We start from the raw sequence: 17240 nt of genomic DNA on the forward strand, positions 1-17240 counted from the left end.
CGCACTGATTCCCGAGTTCACCATGACGACCACCGGATCTCCTGTTTCCCACGCCAACGACTGTGCGCGCTTCGAAGCGCAACTGGGCGCGTGGCTGGAACACGATCTCGAGACCAGCGAGCAGGGTTGGATGACGGCACATCGTCATCGGTGCGTGGCCTGCGCGAGTCTTGTCGATGATCTCGAAGCCGTGATTGCCGGCGCGGCGGCGCTGCCGGCGTTGTCCCCGCCGCGTGATCTCTGGAGTGGCATCGAAGCCCGGCTCGAAGCACCGGTCATCCCGATCCCTACCGCCACCCGCCTCGAGGTCCCACGCCGGCGCACGGTCACCGTGCGTTGGTTCGCCGCCGCCGCCACGCTGTTGGTGGCGGTGAGCTCCGTGGTGACCTGGCAAATCGCGCGACGTGGCGTCACGGGCGTGGCAGGCCCCGATCGCACGTTGACCGTCGCAGGGGTCGATGCACCGACCTCGATCGGTATACGCTCGGCCGATTCCTCCGCTCAGACCGACGCAGCGCCCCCGACGGCCACGACGCATGTGGCAACCGGCTCACCCATCCCCACCAGCGCACGTCGCCCGGCGGTGAGCCGGGTGGCCAACGACGATGTCGACATGCTCGACATCGATGTCACCTACGAGCGCGAGATCTCCGCCCTGCGGCACATCGTCGACGAGCGGTTCATGGAGCTCGACAGCAGCACCGTCACGGTCCTGCGCCGCAATCTCGACATCATCGACATGGCCATCACGGATAGCCGAGCCGCGCTCCAGCGTGATCCGCGCAGCGCGGTGGTGTCTTCGCAACTCGATCGCGCCCTGCAGGCCAAGCTGGCCCTGATGCGCCGGGTAGCCCTGCTGTGAAGCCTTCGCCGTCTCGGTCCATGAAAACCATCGGTCTCGCCGTGGGCCTCGCCCTCGGCATCACCATGGCCACGCCACTCCACGCCCAGCGGGGAGGACGTGACACCACCCTGCAACTCACTGGTACATCGGTGGTGGACGTGACGCTGTCGTCCGGCCATCTGGTGGTGCGCAGTGTGGAAGGCACGACAGGCGCCGTGCGTGGACTCCGTAACGACCAGCGCCTGCGCAGCACCGGCGTGGCCCTCACGGTGGTGGGGCGCGACGAACAGCGGCGCAGCTTCAGCAGCTCGTCGCGCAATCGCAGTGACGATGTACTCGAGGTCGACGTGCCGCGTGGTGTCCGACTCGTCGTGAACACCCGTTCGGCCGATGTCGATGTCCAGGAATTTGCGGGTGATGTGGAAGTGACCACACAGAGTGGCACCCTGCAGCTCGCCGGCGTGCGCGGACGCGTCATCGTGGAATCCGTGTCGGGCGATATCACCATCACGGGCGCACCGTCGTCCGTGCGCATCACCACCGTCAGTGGGGACATCGGCATCCGCGGCGCACGCGGTGATGTCGAGGTGCACACCACCAGCGGCGATGTGCGAATCGACGGTGAACGGATTCCGCGACTGCTCGTGGAATCGATGAATGCCGACGTGGATTTCGACGGCAGCTTCACCGACGGGGCTCGTGTGCAACTCAGCACCCACTCGGGTGATGTCACCTTGCGCCTGCCGGAATCCCAACGCGGCCGTATCGAACTGTCCACCGTATCCGGTGATTTCACCGCCGGTTTTCCACTGACCATGGCCCCCAACAACATCCCATCGTCCGGTCGGGGACGTGCCACGCGCCGCTATGAACTCGGCAGCGGCGGTACGTCGCAAATCGATATCTCGACCTTCAGTGGTGACGTGCGTATCCTGCGAGGTAATCGTTCATGAGCTTTCTCTCCCTGATGGGTCGCCGGTCCGGCCGTGTGATGTGGCCCCGTGCATCCCGGCGCGTCGTCACCACATTCGCATCGGCCACCGTCGCCCTTGGCGCACTGTCCGCCACGGCGGAGGCCCAGGACTCCCGTCGTGAGGATTCGCGACGCGAGGACGCCTTCACCTGGTCGGGCAACATGGCCAGCGGCCGTCAGCTATTCATCAAGAACATCAATGGCGGCATCGAGGTGGAGCGCAGCAACAGTGGGCGCGTGGAGGTCTCGGCCGAAAAGCGCTGGCGCCGCGGCAATCCCGAGATGGTACGCATCGAACAGAAGCGATCGGGCGACAACATCGTCATCTGCGCGCTGTGGGAAGAAGGCTCGACCTGCGACGAAGAAGGAATCCGCTCGCGGCGCGGCAATCGCTGGAACGACCGCAACGACGTGTCGGTGCACTTCACCGTGCGCGTCCCTGAGGGCGTCCGCCTCAACCTCTCGACAGTCAATGGTGGTATCGAGATTGACGGAGTGACCAGCGAAGTCGTGGGCTCGACGGTGAATGGCAGCCTGCGCGCACGTGGCGCCGGCGGGCCGGTGCGCGCCAGCACGGTCAATGGCAGCATTCACGTGGCCGTCAGTTCACGCGACAACGCCGGCGATCTCGAATACAGCACCGTGAACGGCTCCATCACGGTCGAAGTCCCCAGCAACTTCGGCGCCCAGTTCGATCTCTCCACGGTCAACGGCCGCGTGAGTACCGATTTCCCCATCACGGTCTCGGGCGCGCTGTCATCGCGCAGCCTGCGTGGCACGGTGGGCGACGGTCGTTCGCGGCTGCGCGCCAGTACGGTGAACGGCGCGATCACGCTTCGTCGGCTCAACTGAACATTCCGTTGGTGCAACATGTACATACGGGGCCGGCGGCGATGCATGAACGCATTGCCACCGGCCCCGCATGCATGACGGCCATGTGCTGACGCCGGATCTGCGGCGCCCGCACATGATCATCAGGGCATTATGCGTCGGCCCAACGACGCAGGAGATTGTGGTAAATGCCAGTCAATTGCACTGCCGACGGATGATCCGGTGCGTCCTGATTGAGACGCTGGATGGCCATGTCGAGATCGAACAGCAACGTGCGTTCCGCATCGTCCCGGATCATGCTCTGAAGCCAGAAGAACGAGGACACGCGCGCGCCACGGGTCACCGGCTCCACCAGATGCAGGCTGGTGGAGGGATACAACACGAGATGTCCCGCCGGCAGCTTCACACGATGCTGCCCGTAGGTATCCTCGATGACCAGCTCCCCGCCGTCGTAGTCTTCCGGATCAGTGAGAAAGAGCGTGGCCGACAGGTCGGTGCGAATGCGATGCGGCGTGCCGCGCACCTGCCGAATGGCATTGTCGACGTGCATGCCGAATGACTGACCGCCTGCGTAGCTGTTGAACAACGGCGGAAAGACCTTGAGCGGCAAAGCGGCGCCGACGAACAACGGATGACGCTGCAGCGCCGCGAGAATCTGGTCACCGACCTGACGCGCGATCGGATTGTCCTCGGGGATCTGCATGTTGTTCTTGGTGCGCGACGACTGATGTCCCGCCGTCACGCGACCATCCACCCACTCGGCCCGATCAAGCATCTCGCGCATCGCGCGGACTTCATCGGGGGTGAGCACTTCCGGAACTTGCAAAAGCATCGTGAGGTCCGGTGTGGGTCAGAACTTGACGGATGTCGTCACCGACACCGCACGACCTGCCGCCGGCACCCACATCCGACCGCTGTCGTAGTACAGCTCATCGGTCAGGTTCATCAGGTTCACCTGCAATCCGAGTGTAGAGCTGAGCTGATACTTCGCCATCGCATCGTACGTGCGATAGGCCGGCACATACACCGTGGACGTGGCCGTGGCCCGCAGCAGACGACGATCCACATACCGTCCACCACCACCCACTTCGAGACGCTTGGTCACGGCATAACTCGTCCAGGCGTTGAGACTATGCGCCGGCACATTGGTGAACGGGGCATCCGTCTGCGCCGGATTCGGGGACTCCACGTACTTCCCACTCATGCGCGAGTAACCGGCCAGCACGGCCCAGTGGTCCGTGATACGACCCGTGACCGACACTTCACCGCCCTCGACCTTCTGCTTGCCGGCGAGAATGGTGCCCAATCCAGGATTGGCCGGATCGGTGGTGCGCGCGTTGGTCTTTTCCGTACGGAACAAGGCAAACGAGGTGAGCAGACGTTGCTTGAACAGTTCCCACTTCGCACCCACTTCGAGCGAGCGGCTCTTCTCGGGTGGCAGCTTGCTGTTCGCACTCACCGCATCGTTCGACAGGTTTTCCGTCGCCGGATTGAACGACGTGCCGTAGGAGAAATACAGACTGCTCCCCACGGTCGGCTTGAAGTTCACCGCCGCATTGCCACTGACGTTGGTGGTGCGCACCGGCGCATTGCCCGTGCTCGCGATGGTCGCCTTCGACGCCGAGTCGGTGTATTCAGGCTTGTACGAATCCCAGCGCAGACCGCCGTTGAGTTCGAGCTTCGAACCGATCTTCATCGTCTCGAAGGCGTACAGCGCCGCCGACTGCGCACGCACAGTGCGCGTCACCGTACGTGTGATCGCCGACTGATAGTCGGCATCGGCCGTGGGGGCGTTGAGGTTCGCGATCGTCGGGAAAGGCCGTGTGGCGATCGTGTACGCTCCGCGCAGACTGTTCTCTCGCGTGAACTCGGCGCCCGCCACAAAATCATGCCCAACAGCACCCGTTTCGAACGACGACGTCAGATTCGTCTGATTCGTGAGGATGTCGTTTTCGACGGCATGTGTCTTCGGGCTACGTGCACCGGTGGTGGGATTGACCGGGGTGACGATACGACCCACGTCGGAATGCGCGGAGCTGAACTGGTTGCGCAGCGTCAGATGTTCGTTGAAGACATGCGCGGCCTTCAGGGCCAGGTTGTTGGAATTGACCTTCTCGAAGTCGAGACTGCGCAACCCGAAGAAGTGGCGCGTGTCCACCGTCGGCACGCCATTGAAGGTCTCCACACCGTATGACGGAATGTTGTCCTGCTCGGAGCGTGTGTAGGCGAGCGTCACCTGCGTGGACGTGCCCAGACCCACGGAGAGCGACGGCGCAACGCCCCAACTGTTGTATTCGATCACATCGTTGCCGGCCACGCCGCTGTTGCTCGAAACGGCAGCGACGCGCACGGCGGCGCCTGGAATGCCCGGCACGTGCAGCGGCTGGTTCACATCGGCCGTGGCGCGACGCTGATCGGCCGAACCCAGCACGATGGCACCACTGCGATCGGCCCGCAGACTGGGCACCTTGGTGACCATGTTGATGGTGCCGCCAGTGGACCCGCGTCCGGTGATGCCGGAGTTCGGCCCCTTGAGCACTTCGACCTGTTCGAGGTTGAACGACTCACGGGCAAAACCACTGAGATCGCGCACACCATCGACGAACAAATCGTTGGCCGCACTGAAGCCGCGGATGTTGAAGTTGTCGCCCGGCATGCCGCCGCCACCTTCGCCGGCATTGATGGTGATGCCAGGCACGTTGCGGATGGCATCGCGCAGGGAGGTCGCGCCCTGAGCCTGCAGGATGTCCTTGGGGATCACCGCGACCGAGCGGGTGATGTCCACCTGGGGAGCGGTGTACTTGGCTGAAGACACCCGGGGTGTGGCAGTGACGTTGACGGCATCAAGCACCGTGCTGCCGCGCGGGCGGAGCATGACGACCTTTTCGCCGGTGAAGACGAAGGTCAGCCCACTGCCATCGAGCAGACGGGCCAGCGCCTGCTGCGGCGTGAACTCTCCCTGCACGCCCTTGGTCTGCATGCCCACGATGGGAGCATCGATACGGAGAGTGAGGGCAGTAGCGGCTTCGAACTGCTTGAGGGCGGCGTCGAGGGGACCGGCCGGGACATCGAAGCGTTCGGGGCGGGCAGCAGGCTGCTGAGCTCGGCTACGGGCTTCGACCCCTTGGGCAGGCAGCTTGGCTGGTGCGAGCCCAACGGCCGATGTGGCCATCAGGACGCCCGTCAGCGCCTTGTGCGAACTGTTCCTCTTCTTCTTCATCGCCTGACTGGTTGCGGATGGGACCCGGCTGATTGCTCAGCGCGCGCAGTCTGGCGAAGAAATCCGATTGAATCAATCGGGATTACTACGTACTTTTGAACTGAGACAGTTTATGTCTCACGCAGAAGCCAGGGTTTCGATCTGGTGTGCCAGTTCGAAATCCTTCTGCGTAACGCCACCCGCATCGTGTGTGCTGAGCACGAACTGCACACGGGTGTATCGCACATCGATATCGGGATGGTGCTGGAGCCGCTCAGCCACGTCCGCGACCTTGGCGAGGAACGCGATCCCCGCAGGGAAGGTGGCGAAGTGGTAGCTCTTGCAGATGGCGTCGCCTTTGCGAGACCAGCCGGGCAAGGCCCCAAGGGCCCGCTGAATCTCGATGTCGGAGAGCGCCGAGGGGGCGGAAGCAGACATGGTTTGAGACTAGGGTGTTTGGCGTCAGATTGCATCTTCGGACTTTCTTCGGTAATGTCCATTTATGCCACACCCACTGCCGGTGGTGGAGCCTCTGGCTCCCGTGTTGCCGTCGCTCACCCCCGAGCCCCTGCGCCTGCTCACTCGGCACGCGGATCTGCAGTATCACGCCATTCCGGCGCGTGGGATTTTCAATGCCCCGTCGGCCACACATATGGGGTTCTGGTCCATCAATCCCTATGTGGGGTGCGCGTTCGGGTGCGCGTATTGCTACGCCCGCGATACGCACCGCTACACGCTCGAGCGGGCGGGGCGCGTAGGAGCAGACATCGCAGCACGCATGCCGCCATGGCTGGCGTTCGAGCGACGCATTCTGGTGAAGGAGCATGCGGATGCGCGGGTCCGGGAAGCGTTGCGTTCCTCACGCGCACCGCGGGCTGGTGAATCGCTGGTGATCGGATCGGCCACCGACCCATATCAGCCAGCGGAACGGCACTTTCGGGTGACAGCCAGCGTGTTGCAGGCACTGGTGGACGCGGATGTGCGAGGATGGTCGATCGTGATCATCACCAAGAGTCCTCTGGTGACGCGGGACATCGTGTTGCTGCAGCAATTGGCGCGGCACAACACGGTAGGGGTGCACATCTCGCTCATCACGGTCGATCGCGAGCTGGCCCGTCAGTTGGAGCCGCGGGCCCCGACGCCGGAAGCCCGACTACGTGGGGTCCGGCGGTTGGCGGAGGGTGGGATCGATGTGAGCGTGAACTGCATGCCGGTGCTGCCCGGCATCACCGACGAACCGGCGATGCTGCAGGCATTGGTGGCACGTATCGCTGAATCGGGAGCCCGGAGCTTTGGCGCCTGTGCACTGCGGTTACGGGCGGCCTCACGGCGGCGCTACCTGCCGATGATCCGGGCGCAGTTCCCCGCCCTGGCCGCCCGATACGAGTCCACCTATCGCGAAAGTGTTTACGCCACGGAGACTTACCGTGCAGGCCTGCACCAATACATGGGCGCACTGGCTCGCAAGAACGGCTTGGTGCTCCGGGAATACCGGCGCGCATCGGGCTACGACGTCACAGGCGCGAGCGACGCGATTCGTGGCGGTGCATCTGAAGAAAGAAAGGAAGACCAGAAGGATGAATTCGACAAACCAGATGAACAACTGACGTTCCTGTGAGAACGCACTGAGACCCGACCCCGGTCGGTTTTTTTCACTTCTTCATCTTCGGGTTTTGTTTGCATCGTGTCGTCCGCCATTCTCCCCCAACTCGTGGCCCAGGTCGAAGCCATCGTTGCCGGGACCCGCAGGGCCAGCTCCCCATGGCCCACCGGTGTCCCCGCGCTCGATCGCGCGCTGGGGGGCGGCATTCCACGCGGACGGATCACGGAGCTCGTCGGTCCGCTGGCGGTCGGCAAGAGCGGCCTGCTGCGACAGGTCATCACGCAGGTTCTCGCCACCGGTAGCTGGGCGGCCTGGATCGATGCGACCCGCACGCTCGCGCCAGAGCCTTGGACCGGGATGGGGGCGCGACTGGTCGTGGTGCGCCTGCCCACACCACACCGCGCGGCATGGACGGCCGATCTGCTGTTACGCAGTGGCGTGTTTGGTCTCGTGGTGATCGACGGCGCCCCGTCGCTCTCGCGGGTGCAGGGTGTTCGCCTCGGTCAGCTCGCACGCGAACGCGACGCCGCCTGCGTGGTGCTCGAACACACGGGGGCGGGGCCTATGCATCGGCATCGCCTGACGGGCACCACCCGCCTGCACCTGACGGTGCGCACCCGTCAGCGCGATCGGCTCCAGGCTCCGCAACACGCTCCGCAACACGCTTCGCAACACACGGCCACGACACCAATGACGATGACGCCCGCAATGACAGTGCCCGGAATGCAGGTGACCGTGGAAAAAGGTGGACTCATCACCGGCAGTCGTGCTGCCATCGAGGTGGACCGTGTCATCGTCCTGGCGCATCGCTTGTGTGCGCATTCCGAGGTTCCCGATCGGCGCGGGGTGGCGCACAGCACGCGCCGTCCCTGGATCCCCCGACAAACCGACAGCACGGAACTCCAGCACGCCGACACCGTCTCCGGCGGCGGCATCGGCGTCGTCACCCGTGACCTGTACGGAATTGGCGTTTCCGGACCAGTTCACTTTGGCGCTGAACGACGTGCCGCAACACAACGCGCGGCGGAACAACGCACGGAATCACGAGCCCCGGAATCACAAGCCGGCGAGCACCTCACCGAATCTCCATCGAGACTCGGCGAAGCCGCACGCACCCTCGCGAACGCCCCTGCATTGGGATGATCTGCCGCGTGCACTCGCCGTCGACACGACACTGCGCGTCGTTTCCATGGCGGCCGGACGACTCGGTATCCGTGCCGGCATGCGCATCAGCGAAGCACGTGCACACTGCGCCACACTCGACGTGCGTCTGTGGGACAATCAGGCCATCACGGATGCGGTGCTTGCAGGCACGGCCACGCTGCTTACGGCCAGCCCACAGGTGACGCCGGTCATCGGCACCCCAGGCATGTGGTGGATCGGTGCCACAGGGTTCGATGCCCTGGGTGGCGAAGACCTGTTTGCCCATCTCCTCCTGCAGATCGCGCAGCAGTGGCACCCGCAAGCGCGTGTGGCCATCGCCGATTCCTGTGTCGCCGCACGTGCCGCCACGTGGGCACCGATCGTACGCAGCACGACGCCCACATCGTCGGCACAACCATCACACACCCGTCAGCAGCGACGCACACCCGGCTGGGAAACCACACCCGCCACGCTGCGTTCGGCAACACAACTCATGATAGGCGCCACCTCGACCGACGACATGACCCGCATGTCGATCACGTCGGATGCCTCACCATACATCACCTGCATTCCGTCTGGTCGCTGTGCACACTATCTCGCCCCGGCGCCACTCGGTCTGGTTCCGATGGCCAGCGAGCTACGTGAAGCGCTGCAGGCGCTCGGGTTGCGCACCGTTGGGGCATTGGCCGCGCTCGAGGCCAGTGATGTGGAGGAACGCTGGGGGCATGAGGGGCTCGGCGCCTGGCGTCTGGCCCAGGGAGACGACCCACGACGCCCCGGACTCACTCGCGTCGACATGTCGCGCAGTGCCACGGTGGAGTTGCCCAATGCCGTACACAGCGCCGAACCCGTGCTGTTTGTCGTACGCGCGCAACTGCAACGCCTGGTGCAGGATTGTGTGCGCGATGGTCGCGCGGCGGCCGCGGTATCCATCACGCTCGTGCTCGATGCCGGCCGGCAGTATCCCATCGAAGATATCGGCAGCGAGTGGGCCGATGACATGACGCCGACACGTTCGGTACGGGAACACCCGCCGGAAACACAAGAAAGTTGGCCCGAGCGCAGGGGGCCGGAGCCCTCGATGGTGGCGGAGGCGAGTGTATCCATCGACGCCGTGCATATGCCGGGGATCCTCAACATCCCGCAGCGGACCATCACACGCGAAGTGCGTCCCGCACGTCCACTCGCGCGTCTCGATCCACTGTTCGATCAATGTCGCATGCTGCTCGAGCGCTGGACCATTCCGGCACCGATCATCGGGGTCACGATCGGCATCCCAGCCACGGCACCACTGGCAGCGGATCAGGGCGATCTGCTGATCCCGTCGTGGCGTGATGCCGCCATGAACGCAGAAGCCGTGTTTGCACGCCTGCGTGCCGTACTCGATCCGGAACGTCGTGGTGATGTCGTGGTGCATCCCGAAGCGCGTGACACGCATCGCGTGGAAGGCACCGGCGTGTGGACACCGGCGGACGCTGTTGCGCTGGCGGCCGCACCATTGCCGACGGCTCGCACGTCGACAACTGTGGCAATCGTTGCATCGGCAAACCCGACGCCTGCACCTGCATCCGCATCCGCATCCGCAGTGTTGCGTCTGTTGGAGACGCCCGAATCCGTGCGGGTCGCGGCACCACATGGCGCTCCGGGCATGCTGTGGTGGCGCGGGCGTCGCATCAGGTTCGTCACGGCCCATGGTCCCGAGCGCCTGAGCGGCGACTGGTGGCGTGGTGACAAGTACGCCCGCGACTACTGGCGATGCCACGCCGAGACCGACGGCACATTGCTGCTCTACTGCGAAGGAGGCCTGCACTGGCATGTGCATGGTTGGTATGACTGATCACACAGATCCCAGCACGGCCACGAATGTCGACACCGAGTCGACAGAGTCCATACCCAACCCGTATGCCGGTCAGTATGCGGAACTGCACTGCCATTCGGCGTTTTCACTGCTCGATGGTGCATCGCTCCCGGAGCAGCTCGTCACACGCGCGGCCAGCTTCGGCTACCAAGCACTCGCACTCACCGATCACGACGAGATGGGGGGCATCGTGCAGTTCGGTGTGGCAGCGCGTGAACGCCAACTCAACGCCATCCTTGGCGTGGAGCTCACAGTACGCATGCCGCATCTCGACGGACAGCGCGGCGATCGTCGTACACAGCTCGTATTGCTGGCCGAGACGCGGGAAGGGTATCGCAATATTTCCACGCTGGTGACGCGGGCGCGCATGGACAGCGAACGGGGACGTCCGAGTGTACCCTTGGCCATGCTCCGCCAGCATGCCGCGGGTGTCACGGCACTCACCGGCGGCCCTCGTGGTTGGGTTCCGCAGTTGCTTGCCGAAGGACGACAGTACGAAGCCTTCGAAGCCGCACAGGAACTGCACGCCATATTCGGCCAGCATCTCGCCATCGAATGCTGGGATCACCGGTTGCCGGAAGAACGGGTACTCGTCGAGCAACTGATTCCGCTCGCCAAGTGGCTTGGTGTGCCCTGGGTGGTCACCAACAATGTGTACTACGCAGAACCGAAGGATCGCGCCGTGCACGACGCGTTGAGCGCCCTGCGCCACCAGCGCACACTCGATGAAATGGGGACGCGCCTGCGCCCGAATGCCGAATGGGCCCTGAAGGACCCGCGGCTCATCTACCAGCGCTGGCGGGGCCTGGAAGAAGGTGTGAGAGCCACACTCGACATTGCCAAACGCTGTGCGTTCCGTCTCGCGGGGCTCAAACCCGCCATGCCGCCGTTTCCCCTGCCGGACGGTTTCACCGCCGACACCTACCTCGAAGAGATCGTACTCACCGGCGCCCGCGAGCGCTGGGGTGATCGATTTTCTGATGTACACCGTCAGCAGATCGCGCACGAATTGGCAGCCATCCGCCGGCGCGACTGCGCCACCTTCTTCCTCACTGTCTGGCGGATCGTGCGACATGCCCGCAGTGAAGGGATCCTCTGCCAAGGGCGCGGCTCGGCGGCCAGTTCTGCCGTCTGCTACTGCCTCGGCGTCACGCCTGTCGACCCGATCTATTTCGGCCTGTTGTTCGAACGATTTCTTGGCGATGACGCAACAGAAGAACCTGATATCGACATCGACTTCGCGCACCGAGATCGCGAGCGCATCCTGCAGCACGTGTACAAGCACTTTGGACGGGAGCACGCGGCCATGGTGTGCGAACAGATCACCTGGGGTGGTCGCAGTGCGGCCCGTGATGCGGCTCGCGTACTGGGGTTTTCACCGCAGCAAGGTGATATACTCGCGGACTTCAGCGACCGGCATGGCGCTCATACAACGGCGGATCTCTTCGAAACGGCAGAAGGGCAACAACGCCTGACTGCCGCCGGATTCGATCTCACCGATCCGCGTGTGCAACAATTGGCTCCGGTCATGAATGGCCTGCATGAGCTACCCCGACATCGCTCCATCCATGTTGGTGGTTTTGTGTTGTCCGATGAACCACTCGGATCACTCGTGCCCATCGAGCCCGCGTCCATGGCCGACCGTACCGTCATTCAGTGGGAGAAGGACGATCTCGGTCCGGTGGGCATGTACAAAATCGACCTGCTGGGTCTTGGCATGCTCACAGTGGTGCAGGATTGCCTGCGATACCTCCGGCACACCAAGAACACGCATATCGACATGGCACACTTCAACATGGACGACAAAGACGTCTATGACACGATGTGCCGCGCCGACACGGTGGGCGTGTTCCAGATCGAGAGTCGCGCGCAGATGAGCACTTTGCCGCGTCTCAAACCACGGTGTTTCTACGATCTCGTGGTGGAAGTGGCACTCATTCGTCCGGGGCCATTGCAAGGCCAAATGGTGCATCCCTACCTGCGACGCCGCGCGAAAGAAGAGGCGGTCGACTATCCGCATCCGGATGTGAAGCCGATCCTCGAAAGGACGTTCGGTGTTCCGATCTTTCAGGAACAGGCGATGCAGGTGGCTATCAAGATGGCCGATTTCACGCAGGCGCAGGCTGACGAACTGCGCAAGACCATGGGGCACAAACGCTCCAAGGTCCGCATGAAGAAGGTCGAACGACAACTGCGCGATGGCATGGAGAAAAAGAAGATCGATCCCAAGGTCATCGAGCGCATCTGCCATCAGATCAACGGCTTCGCGGCATTCGGTTTTCCCGAGAGCCACGCCGCCAGTTTTGCACTCATTGTCTACGCCACGGCATACCTGCGCTATCACTACGCCCCCGAATACCTGTGCGCCATTCTCAACGCACAGCCCATGGGCTTCTACGCCCCCGGCACGCTCATCGAGGATGCCAAGCGTCATGGTGTGGAGGTACGCCCGGTCGACCTGATGCGCAGTGGATGGGATCATTCCCTCGAACTACCAGACGGGCGCACGCTCATGCCCAACGACGGCACCATCCTCTGGGGGCCTCGTCACACCATCGACGCCACACAAACATCCGCCGAACACGTCGCCGTGCGGCTTGGTGTGCGTCTCATCCGCAACCTCGGCTCCAAGGCACGCAAGGTGCTCGAAGCTGCGCTGGCCGACGGCCCGTTTCGCAGCATCGAAGACGCCGTGTCGCGTGTGACGCTCGATGCGCGTGGATGGCGTGCCCTCGCCGAAGCCGGAGCCTTGGACAGCATGTTCGCACACGAACCCCCAGAGCGCCGTCGACGGGTGGCGTTGTGGGAAGTGCTCGCGCTGACCAAAGAACCGCCATTGCCACTCGCTCCCCCACGCCGTGCACCGCCGCCCACCTCATTGGCCGCGTGCACACCGGTGGAGCTCACCGCCGCCGACTATCGCATGACCGGCGTGTCGCTCGTGGGCCATCCCATGAAACATGCACGCCCCGTGCTCGAACCGAATGGGGTGCGCACCATCCAGGACATCCAGCAGCACGGCAAGGATGGCGAAACCGTAGCCATCGCTGGTGTGGTTATCTGCCGGCAACGTCCGCCGACAGCCAAAGGGTTTGTCTTCCTCACACTCGAAGACGAAACCGGCATGCTCAACATCATCATCACGCCCAAACGATTTGCACCAAACGCCGAGCTCATTGCCAGAGAATCCGTCCTGCTCATTCGCGGGATCCTGCAAGTACAGAGTGGGGCGGTGAATATTCGCGCCGACAAATTCAGGGCGCTCCAGCTTGGCAGTGGAGAGGATTATGTACCACGTCACGACTACCACTGAAATGGAAACACGGGAGAACTACGTTGACGGGTCATAGGGGGCTTGGTAGTACGTGAGAGGTGGTAGGTGATAGGACTCAGCAAGCAATGGTGCGAGCAGAGCGATGCCCCAAAACACCAAAGCCAGTCCACCCTACCACCTACGTCATATCACCTATCACCAAGCCCCCTAAAACCCCGCGCCCGCAAAGGAATGCGCCGAAGCATCGGTCCCCTCCCCGACACTCCGGCGCACACCACCTCCAACCCACGACCAACAAGAAGACCAGCGTCGCAACTACCCCTTCGCCAACGCCCGAATCGCCTCGACAAACAAATCGATCTCGTGTAACGCCGTGAACACATTCGGAGTCACACGAATGCACTCGAATTCGTCGGCCACAAAACGGGGGCGCACATGAATCCCCCACCGCTGCTGTAGCTGGTCGGTGAGTGCCTGTGCCCCGAGCGATTTGAGACGCATGGCCCCGATCGCGCAGGACTGCGCCGGATCACGCGGTGTGAGCAATTCCACACCCGGCAATGCCGCCACACCGTCCATCCAGCGATCACGCAGATACCGCAGCCGGGCGGCCTTGCGTTCCCCACCGATCTCCTCGTGAAAAGTGACCGCGTCGCTCACCGCCACCCGCAGGGAAATGGGATACGTGCCGATCGATTCGAACTTGCGAATATCCCCATCCTGCGACGGATCCGCGGCAAGCAGCGGCCAAAGGCGGGTGATCACCTCCTTGCGCACATACAACAACCCATTGCCCACCGGCGCGCAGAGCCATTTGTGCAACGACGACCCGTACACATCACATCCGAGGTCCGCGATGGTGAACGGGAAATGCGCAAACGAATGACCACCGTCCACGATGGTGAAAATTCCACGTCGACGCGCTTCGTCGCAGATGCGCCGCACCGGGAAGATCTGTCCCGTCGTATAGGTGATGTGACAGATATGAATCACCTTGGTGCGCGGTGTGACCGCCGCCATCACGCGCTCATACAGATCGTCGTGTCCTGAAGGCGGCACCGGATAACGCACCAGTTTGAGCACCACCCCGTCGCGCCGCTCACGCTGCCGCCACGCCGTGATCATGCGGGGATAGTCCTGCGTGGTGCTCACAATCTCGTCGCCACGCTGCAACGGAAGGCCCATCTGCGCGATCTGCAGCGACTCACTCGTATTGCGCGTGAGCGCCAGCGTTTCCGGATCACACTGCAGCACCGACGCCAGCCGCCGACGCACATGCTCCACCTCGGGATACAGCAACGTATCCACATACAGCGAAGGGCTCATGTTGGTGAGCGTCCAGTACCGCTGCATGGCCTCGGCGACCACGCGCGGCGCTGGGCTGACGCTCCCCGAATTCAAATTCACGTGGTTGGCGTCGATCGTGTACGCCTGACGCACGCGCATCCAGTACGCCTCGTCGTCAGCCACGACCTCCGGCGCATACCCCTCCACGCGCCGATTCTCCTCACGGACCAGGGTCAACGCGTGTGTGACGGCGTCGTCCATCAACGGCAGGCCGCCCATTGCGGCGACAAAGGCTCGGCGATCCATAAAGAGTCTGAGGCGGAAGGAAGGGCTTCAACGGCGACGGTAACGGTCGGTGGGAACACAGAGGACACGGATGCCACCCAATGAAAACACCGATACCACTACAACGGAGAAAGCGGCAATGTGAACAGCGGTAGCATGGGGAGCGCTCACCCATGCTACCGCTGTATCTGCGCGCTGTCAGTCGGTCTTCTGTGGGATCTGTATTCCCACCGCTGTTCCCGAAGTTACCGGTTCAGCATTCCCATGACGGACTTGAGCAGGTCGCCGCTGTTCGCCGGCAATGAACCACCCGGCGTGAGCTGATTCACGAGCTCCGGCAACACCGACGCCAGCCCCGTGCCCGCCGCTTCGGGGGACACACCAGCCTGCGTTGCGACGCTCTGCAGCACATCGCCACCCAGTGCGTCCTGCAACTGCGCACCGGTCACCGGCGCGTTGGCTCCGGTACCCACCCACGACTGCACCACATCCCCAAGTCCACCGGACTGCAGCTTCTGCACGATGGCCTCGAGTCCGCCCTGCTGCTGCACCAGAGTCATGGCGGCGGCGAGCAACCCCTGTGAGCTCCCACTGCCACCACCAAACTGCTGCAGCAAGCCGCCAAGCATGGCCTGCGCCGCGTCACCACCCTGCGCGCCACCCTGCCCGTTCAACAACGAACCGGCCACCTGTCCAAGCGCTCCGTCGAGTAAACCCATCATCGCCTCCGAATTGCGTCGTCATCGAGCCTCAGCCAACTCCCAACATCTCTCTGCAATCTGTAGCCACGACACGCGCCGTGACACTGCACCCAAAGCCCCACAACACGACGCGAACGCTTCCCGCGCCCCTGGGTATGCACCAGCTTGAATCTGCACACCGTCGGCAGCGCCCTCTCACCCCTGAAGTCATGACGCAGAACGACGCTACTACCATTCTCGCCATTGCCACGCTCGCCGCGCTTGCCGACGGACAGCAGGACGGTGAAGAGCAGGCACGTATCGCACAGGCCGCCAGCAGCCTCGGACTCTCCGATGCCGAGGCGATCGTGGGCCGCGCCGCATCGGGCGAGCGCTCGCTGGCCTCGCTCACCGCGTCGCTCTCCTCGCAGGAAGCCCGGCAGCTCGCCTACGACACCGCCGCCGCCGTCTGCCACGCCAATGGCTGGGTGAATCCCAGCGAAGCCGCATTCCTGCGCGAGCTGGCCTCGCTGACCGGTGCGGATATCAGTGCGGCCGAGGACGCCATCGCTGAAGTCAATCGCGCGGCCGAAGACCCTGGCTCGCAACGTCCGGAGCCGTCCGCCCTGGATCAGCTCATCCTCGATCAGGCCATGCTCACCGCTGCCCTCGAGATCCTGCCCGACCGCCTCGCCAACCTCGGCATCCTGCCGCTGCAGTTGCGCCTGGTCCATCGCATTGGGCAATCGCATGGGCAGCAGCTCGACGCGGCGCAGGTGAAGGACCTCGCGGCCACCCTCGGTCTGGGCGCCGCCGCGCAGGTTCTCGAGAAGGTCGTTCGACGCACCTTCGGCGGACTGGCCGGTGGCCTGCTTGGCGCGCTCGGGGGCATGGTGGGTGGTACCGCCGGATCGGTGGCCGGTCTCGCCTCGGGGGCCGCCGTCACGTTTGCCGCCACCTATGCACTGGGCCACGTAGCCGATCAGTACTACGCGCAGGGGCGGCAGCTCTCCACGGCCGACCTCAAGGCGCTCTTCGCCCGCTTTCGGACCGACGCCGACACCATCTTCCCCCGTGTCGAGGCCCGCATCCGCGAACTCGCGCGGGGCAATTCCATCGGCAACGTCCTGCGTTCCGTCCGATAGCCGGCCGGCCAGCGCCCCGGAGGCCACAGCCTGCGGGGCGCTTCAGCAGGAAGCCTCTCCGGTGAGTAAATCTGTGCGTACAGCCATGCCGCTTGTGGCATGCGGCGAGTCGAAATCG

Annotated in this window: 13 protein-coding genes; 8 read left to right on the forward strand and 5 right to left on the reverse strand. The window is 63.7% G+C overall.

Annotated elements, in window-relative coordinates; translation table 11 throughout:
- Positions 1 to 22: 22 nt before the first annotated feature.
- Genes GAU_RS13990 through GAU_RS14000 form a run of 3 tightly spaced genes read left to right on the forward strand, consistent with a single transcriptional unit; the run spans position 23 to position 2669 of the window.
- Positions 23 to 862 carry a hypothetical protein gene (locus tag GAU_RS13990; RefSeq protein WP_015894535.1) on the forward strand — a complete coding sequence of 280 codons (840 nt, stop codon included), beginning with the start codon at positions 23 to 25 and terminating at the stop codon, positions 860 to 862.
- Positions 863 to 882: 20 nt separating this feature from the next.
- Positions 883 to 1797 (forward strand): DUF4097 family beta strand repeat-containing protein, encoded by a 915-nt coding sequence (locus GAU_RS13995; RefSeq protein ID WP_015894536.1) that lies wholly within the window; start codon positions 883 to 885, stop codon positions 1795 to 1797.
- Entirely contained in the window at positions 1794 to 2669 is an 876-nt protein-coding gene (locus GAU_RS14000; protein ID WP_041265546.1) for a DUF4097 family beta strand repeat-containing protein, read from the forward strand. Before GAU_RS13995 ends, GAU_RS14000 begins: the two co-directional genes overlap by 4 nt.
- 130 nt (positions 2670 to 2799) lie before the next feature.
- Here GAU_RS14000 and GAU_RS14005 read toward each other — a convergent pair whose 3' ends face one another.
- From GAU_RS14005 to GAU_RS14015, 3 genes are all read right to left on the reverse strand, one after another.
- Positions 2800 to 3480 (reverse strand): Fe2+-dependent dioxygenase, encoded by a 681-nt coding sequence (locus tag GAU_RS14005; RefSeq protein WP_015894538.1) that lies wholly within the window; start codon positions 3478 to 3480, stop codon positions 2800 to 2802.
- A gap of 18 nt (positions 3481 to 3498) precedes the next feature.
- Positions 3499 to 5868 (reverse strand): TonB-dependent siderophore receptor, encoded by a 2370-nt coding sequence (locus GAU_RS14010; RefSeq protein ID WP_041265547.1) that lies wholly within the window; start codon positions 5866 to 5868, stop codon positions 3499 to 3501.
- A gap of 117 nt (positions 5869 to 5985) precedes the next feature.
- Positions 5986 to 6285 carry a 4a-hydroxytetrahydrobiopterin dehydratase gene (locus GAU_RS14015; RefSeq protein WP_015894540.1) on the reverse strand — a complete coding sequence of 100 codons (300 nt, stop codon included), beginning with the start codon at positions 6283 to 6285 and terminating at the stop codon, positions 5986 to 5988.
- Between the two features lie 64 nt (positions 6286 to 6349).
- Here GAU_RS14015 and GAU_RS14020 point away from each other — a divergent pair, with 64 nt between their 5' ends.
- The 4 genes from GAU_RS14020 to GAU_RS14035 all read left to right on the forward strand — a co-directional run bounded on the left by GAU_RS14020 (position 6350) and on the right by GAU_RS14035 (position 13764).
- Positions 6350 to 7465 (forward strand): SPL family radical SAM protein, encoded by a 1116-nt coding sequence (locus GAU_RS14020; RefSeq protein WP_015894541.1) that lies wholly within the window; start codon positions 6350 to 6352, stop codon positions 7463 to 7465.
- A 66-nt stretch (positions 7466 to 7531) separates the two neighbouring features.
- Positions 7532 to 8593, forward strand: coding sequence for a hypothetical protein (locus GAU_RS14025; RefSeq protein ID WP_015894542.1), 1062 nt, complete (start codon positions 7532 to 7534; stop codon positions 8591 to 8593).
- A 46-nt stretch (positions 8594 to 8639) separates the two neighbouring features.
- Positions 8640 to 10430 (forward strand): hypothetical protein, encoded by a 1791-nt coding sequence (locus tag GAU_RS14030; RefSeq protein WP_015894543.1) that lies wholly within the window; start codon positions 8640 to 8642, stop codon positions 10428 to 10430.
- Positions 10423 to 13764, forward strand: coding sequence for a DNA polymerase III subunit alpha (locus GAU_RS14035; protein ID WP_015894544.1), 3342 nt, complete (start codon positions 10423 to 10425; stop codon positions 13762 to 13764). The genes GAU_RS14030 and GAU_RS14035 overlap by 8 nt, the downstream gene beginning before the upstream one ends.
- 276 nt (positions 13765 to 14040) lie before the next feature.
- Here GAU_RS14035 and GAU_RS14040 read toward each other — a convergent pair whose 3' ends face one another.
- A complete protein-coding gene (locus tag GAU_RS14040) occupies positions 14041 to 15318 on the reverse strand; it encodes an aminotransferase class V-fold PLP-dependent enzyme (RefSeq protein ID WP_041265548.1) in 1278 nt (425 codons plus the stop codon).
- Positions 15319 to 15542: 224 nt separating this feature from the next.
- Positions 15543 to 16019: a YidB family protein gene (locus tag GAU_RS14045; RefSeq protein ID WP_197525986.1), complete on the reverse strand. Its 477-nt coding sequence runs from the start codon at positions 16017 to 16019 to the stop codon at positions 15543 to 15545.
- Between the two features lie 188 nt (positions 16020 to 16207).
- Between GAU_RS14045 and GAU_RS14050 the strand changes: the two genes are divergently transcribed.
- Positions 16208 to 17122, forward strand: a complete 915-nt coding sequence (locus GAU_RS14050; RefSeq protein WP_052574464.1) for a hypothetical protein — start codon at positions 16208 to 16210, stop codon at positions 17120 to 17122.
- Positions 17123 to 17240 lie beyond the last annotated feature (118 nt).

This window comes from Gemmatimonas aurantiaca T-27 (assembly GCF_000010305.1).
Lineage (GTDB): Bacteria > Gemmatimonadota > Gemmatimonadetes > Gemmatimonadales > Gemmatimonadaceae > Gemmatimonas > Gemmatimonas aurantiaca.

What these genes read in the sequence shown, in the direction of transcription:
- GAU_RS13990 (WP_015894535.1), top strand. Translation starts at nt 23, where the DNA reads ATGACGACCACCGGATCTCCTGTTTCCCACGCCAACGACTGTGCGCGC.
- GAU_RS13995 (WP_015894536.1), top strand. Translation starts at nt 883, where the DNA reads ATGAAAACCATCGGTCTCGCCGTGGGCCTCGCCCTCGGCATCACCATG.
- GAU_RS14000 (WP_041265546.1), top strand. Translation starts at nt 1,794, where the DNA reads ATGAGCTTTCTCTCCCTGATGGGTCGCCGGTCCGGCCGTGTGATGTGG.
- GAU_RS14005 (WP_015894538.1), bottom strand. Translation starts at nt 3,480, where the DNA reads ATGCTTTTGCAAGTTCCGGAAGTGCTCACCCCCGATGAAGTCCGCGCG.
- GAU_RS14010 (WP_041265547.1), bottom strand. Translation starts at nt 5,868, where the DNA reads ATGAAGAAGAAGAGGAACAGTTCGCACAAGGCGCTGACGGGCGTCCTG.
- GAU_RS14015 (WP_015894540.1), bottom strand. Translation starts at nt 6,285, where the DNA reads ATGTCTGCTTCCGCCCCCTCGGCGCTCTCCGACATCGAGATTCAGCGG.
- GAU_RS14020 (WP_015894541.1), top strand. Translation starts at nt 6,350, where the DNA reads ATGCCACACCCACTGCCGGTGGTGGAGCCTCTGGCTCCCGTGTTGCCG.
- GAU_RS14030 (WP_015894543.1), top strand. Translation starts at nt 8,640, where the DNA reads ATGGCGGCCGGACGACTCGGTATCCGTGCCGGCATGCGCATCAGCGAA.
- GAU_RS14035 (WP_015894544.1), top strand. Translation starts at nt 10,423, where the DNA reads ATGACTGATCACACAGATCCCAGCACGGCCACGAATGTCGACACCGAG.
- GAU_RS14040 (WP_041265548.1), bottom strand. Translation starts at nt 15,318, where the DNA reads ATGGATCGCCGAGCCTTTGTCGCCGCAATGGGCGGCCTGCCGTTGATG.
- GAU_RS14045 (WP_197525986.1), bottom strand. Translation starts at nt 16,019, where the DNA reads ATGATGGGTTTACTCGACGGAGCGCTTGGACAGGTGGCCGGTTCGTTG.
- GAU_RS14050 (WP_052574464.1), top strand. Translation starts at nt 16,208, where the DNA reads ATGACGCAGAACGACGCTACTACCATTCTCGCCATTGCCACGCTCGCC.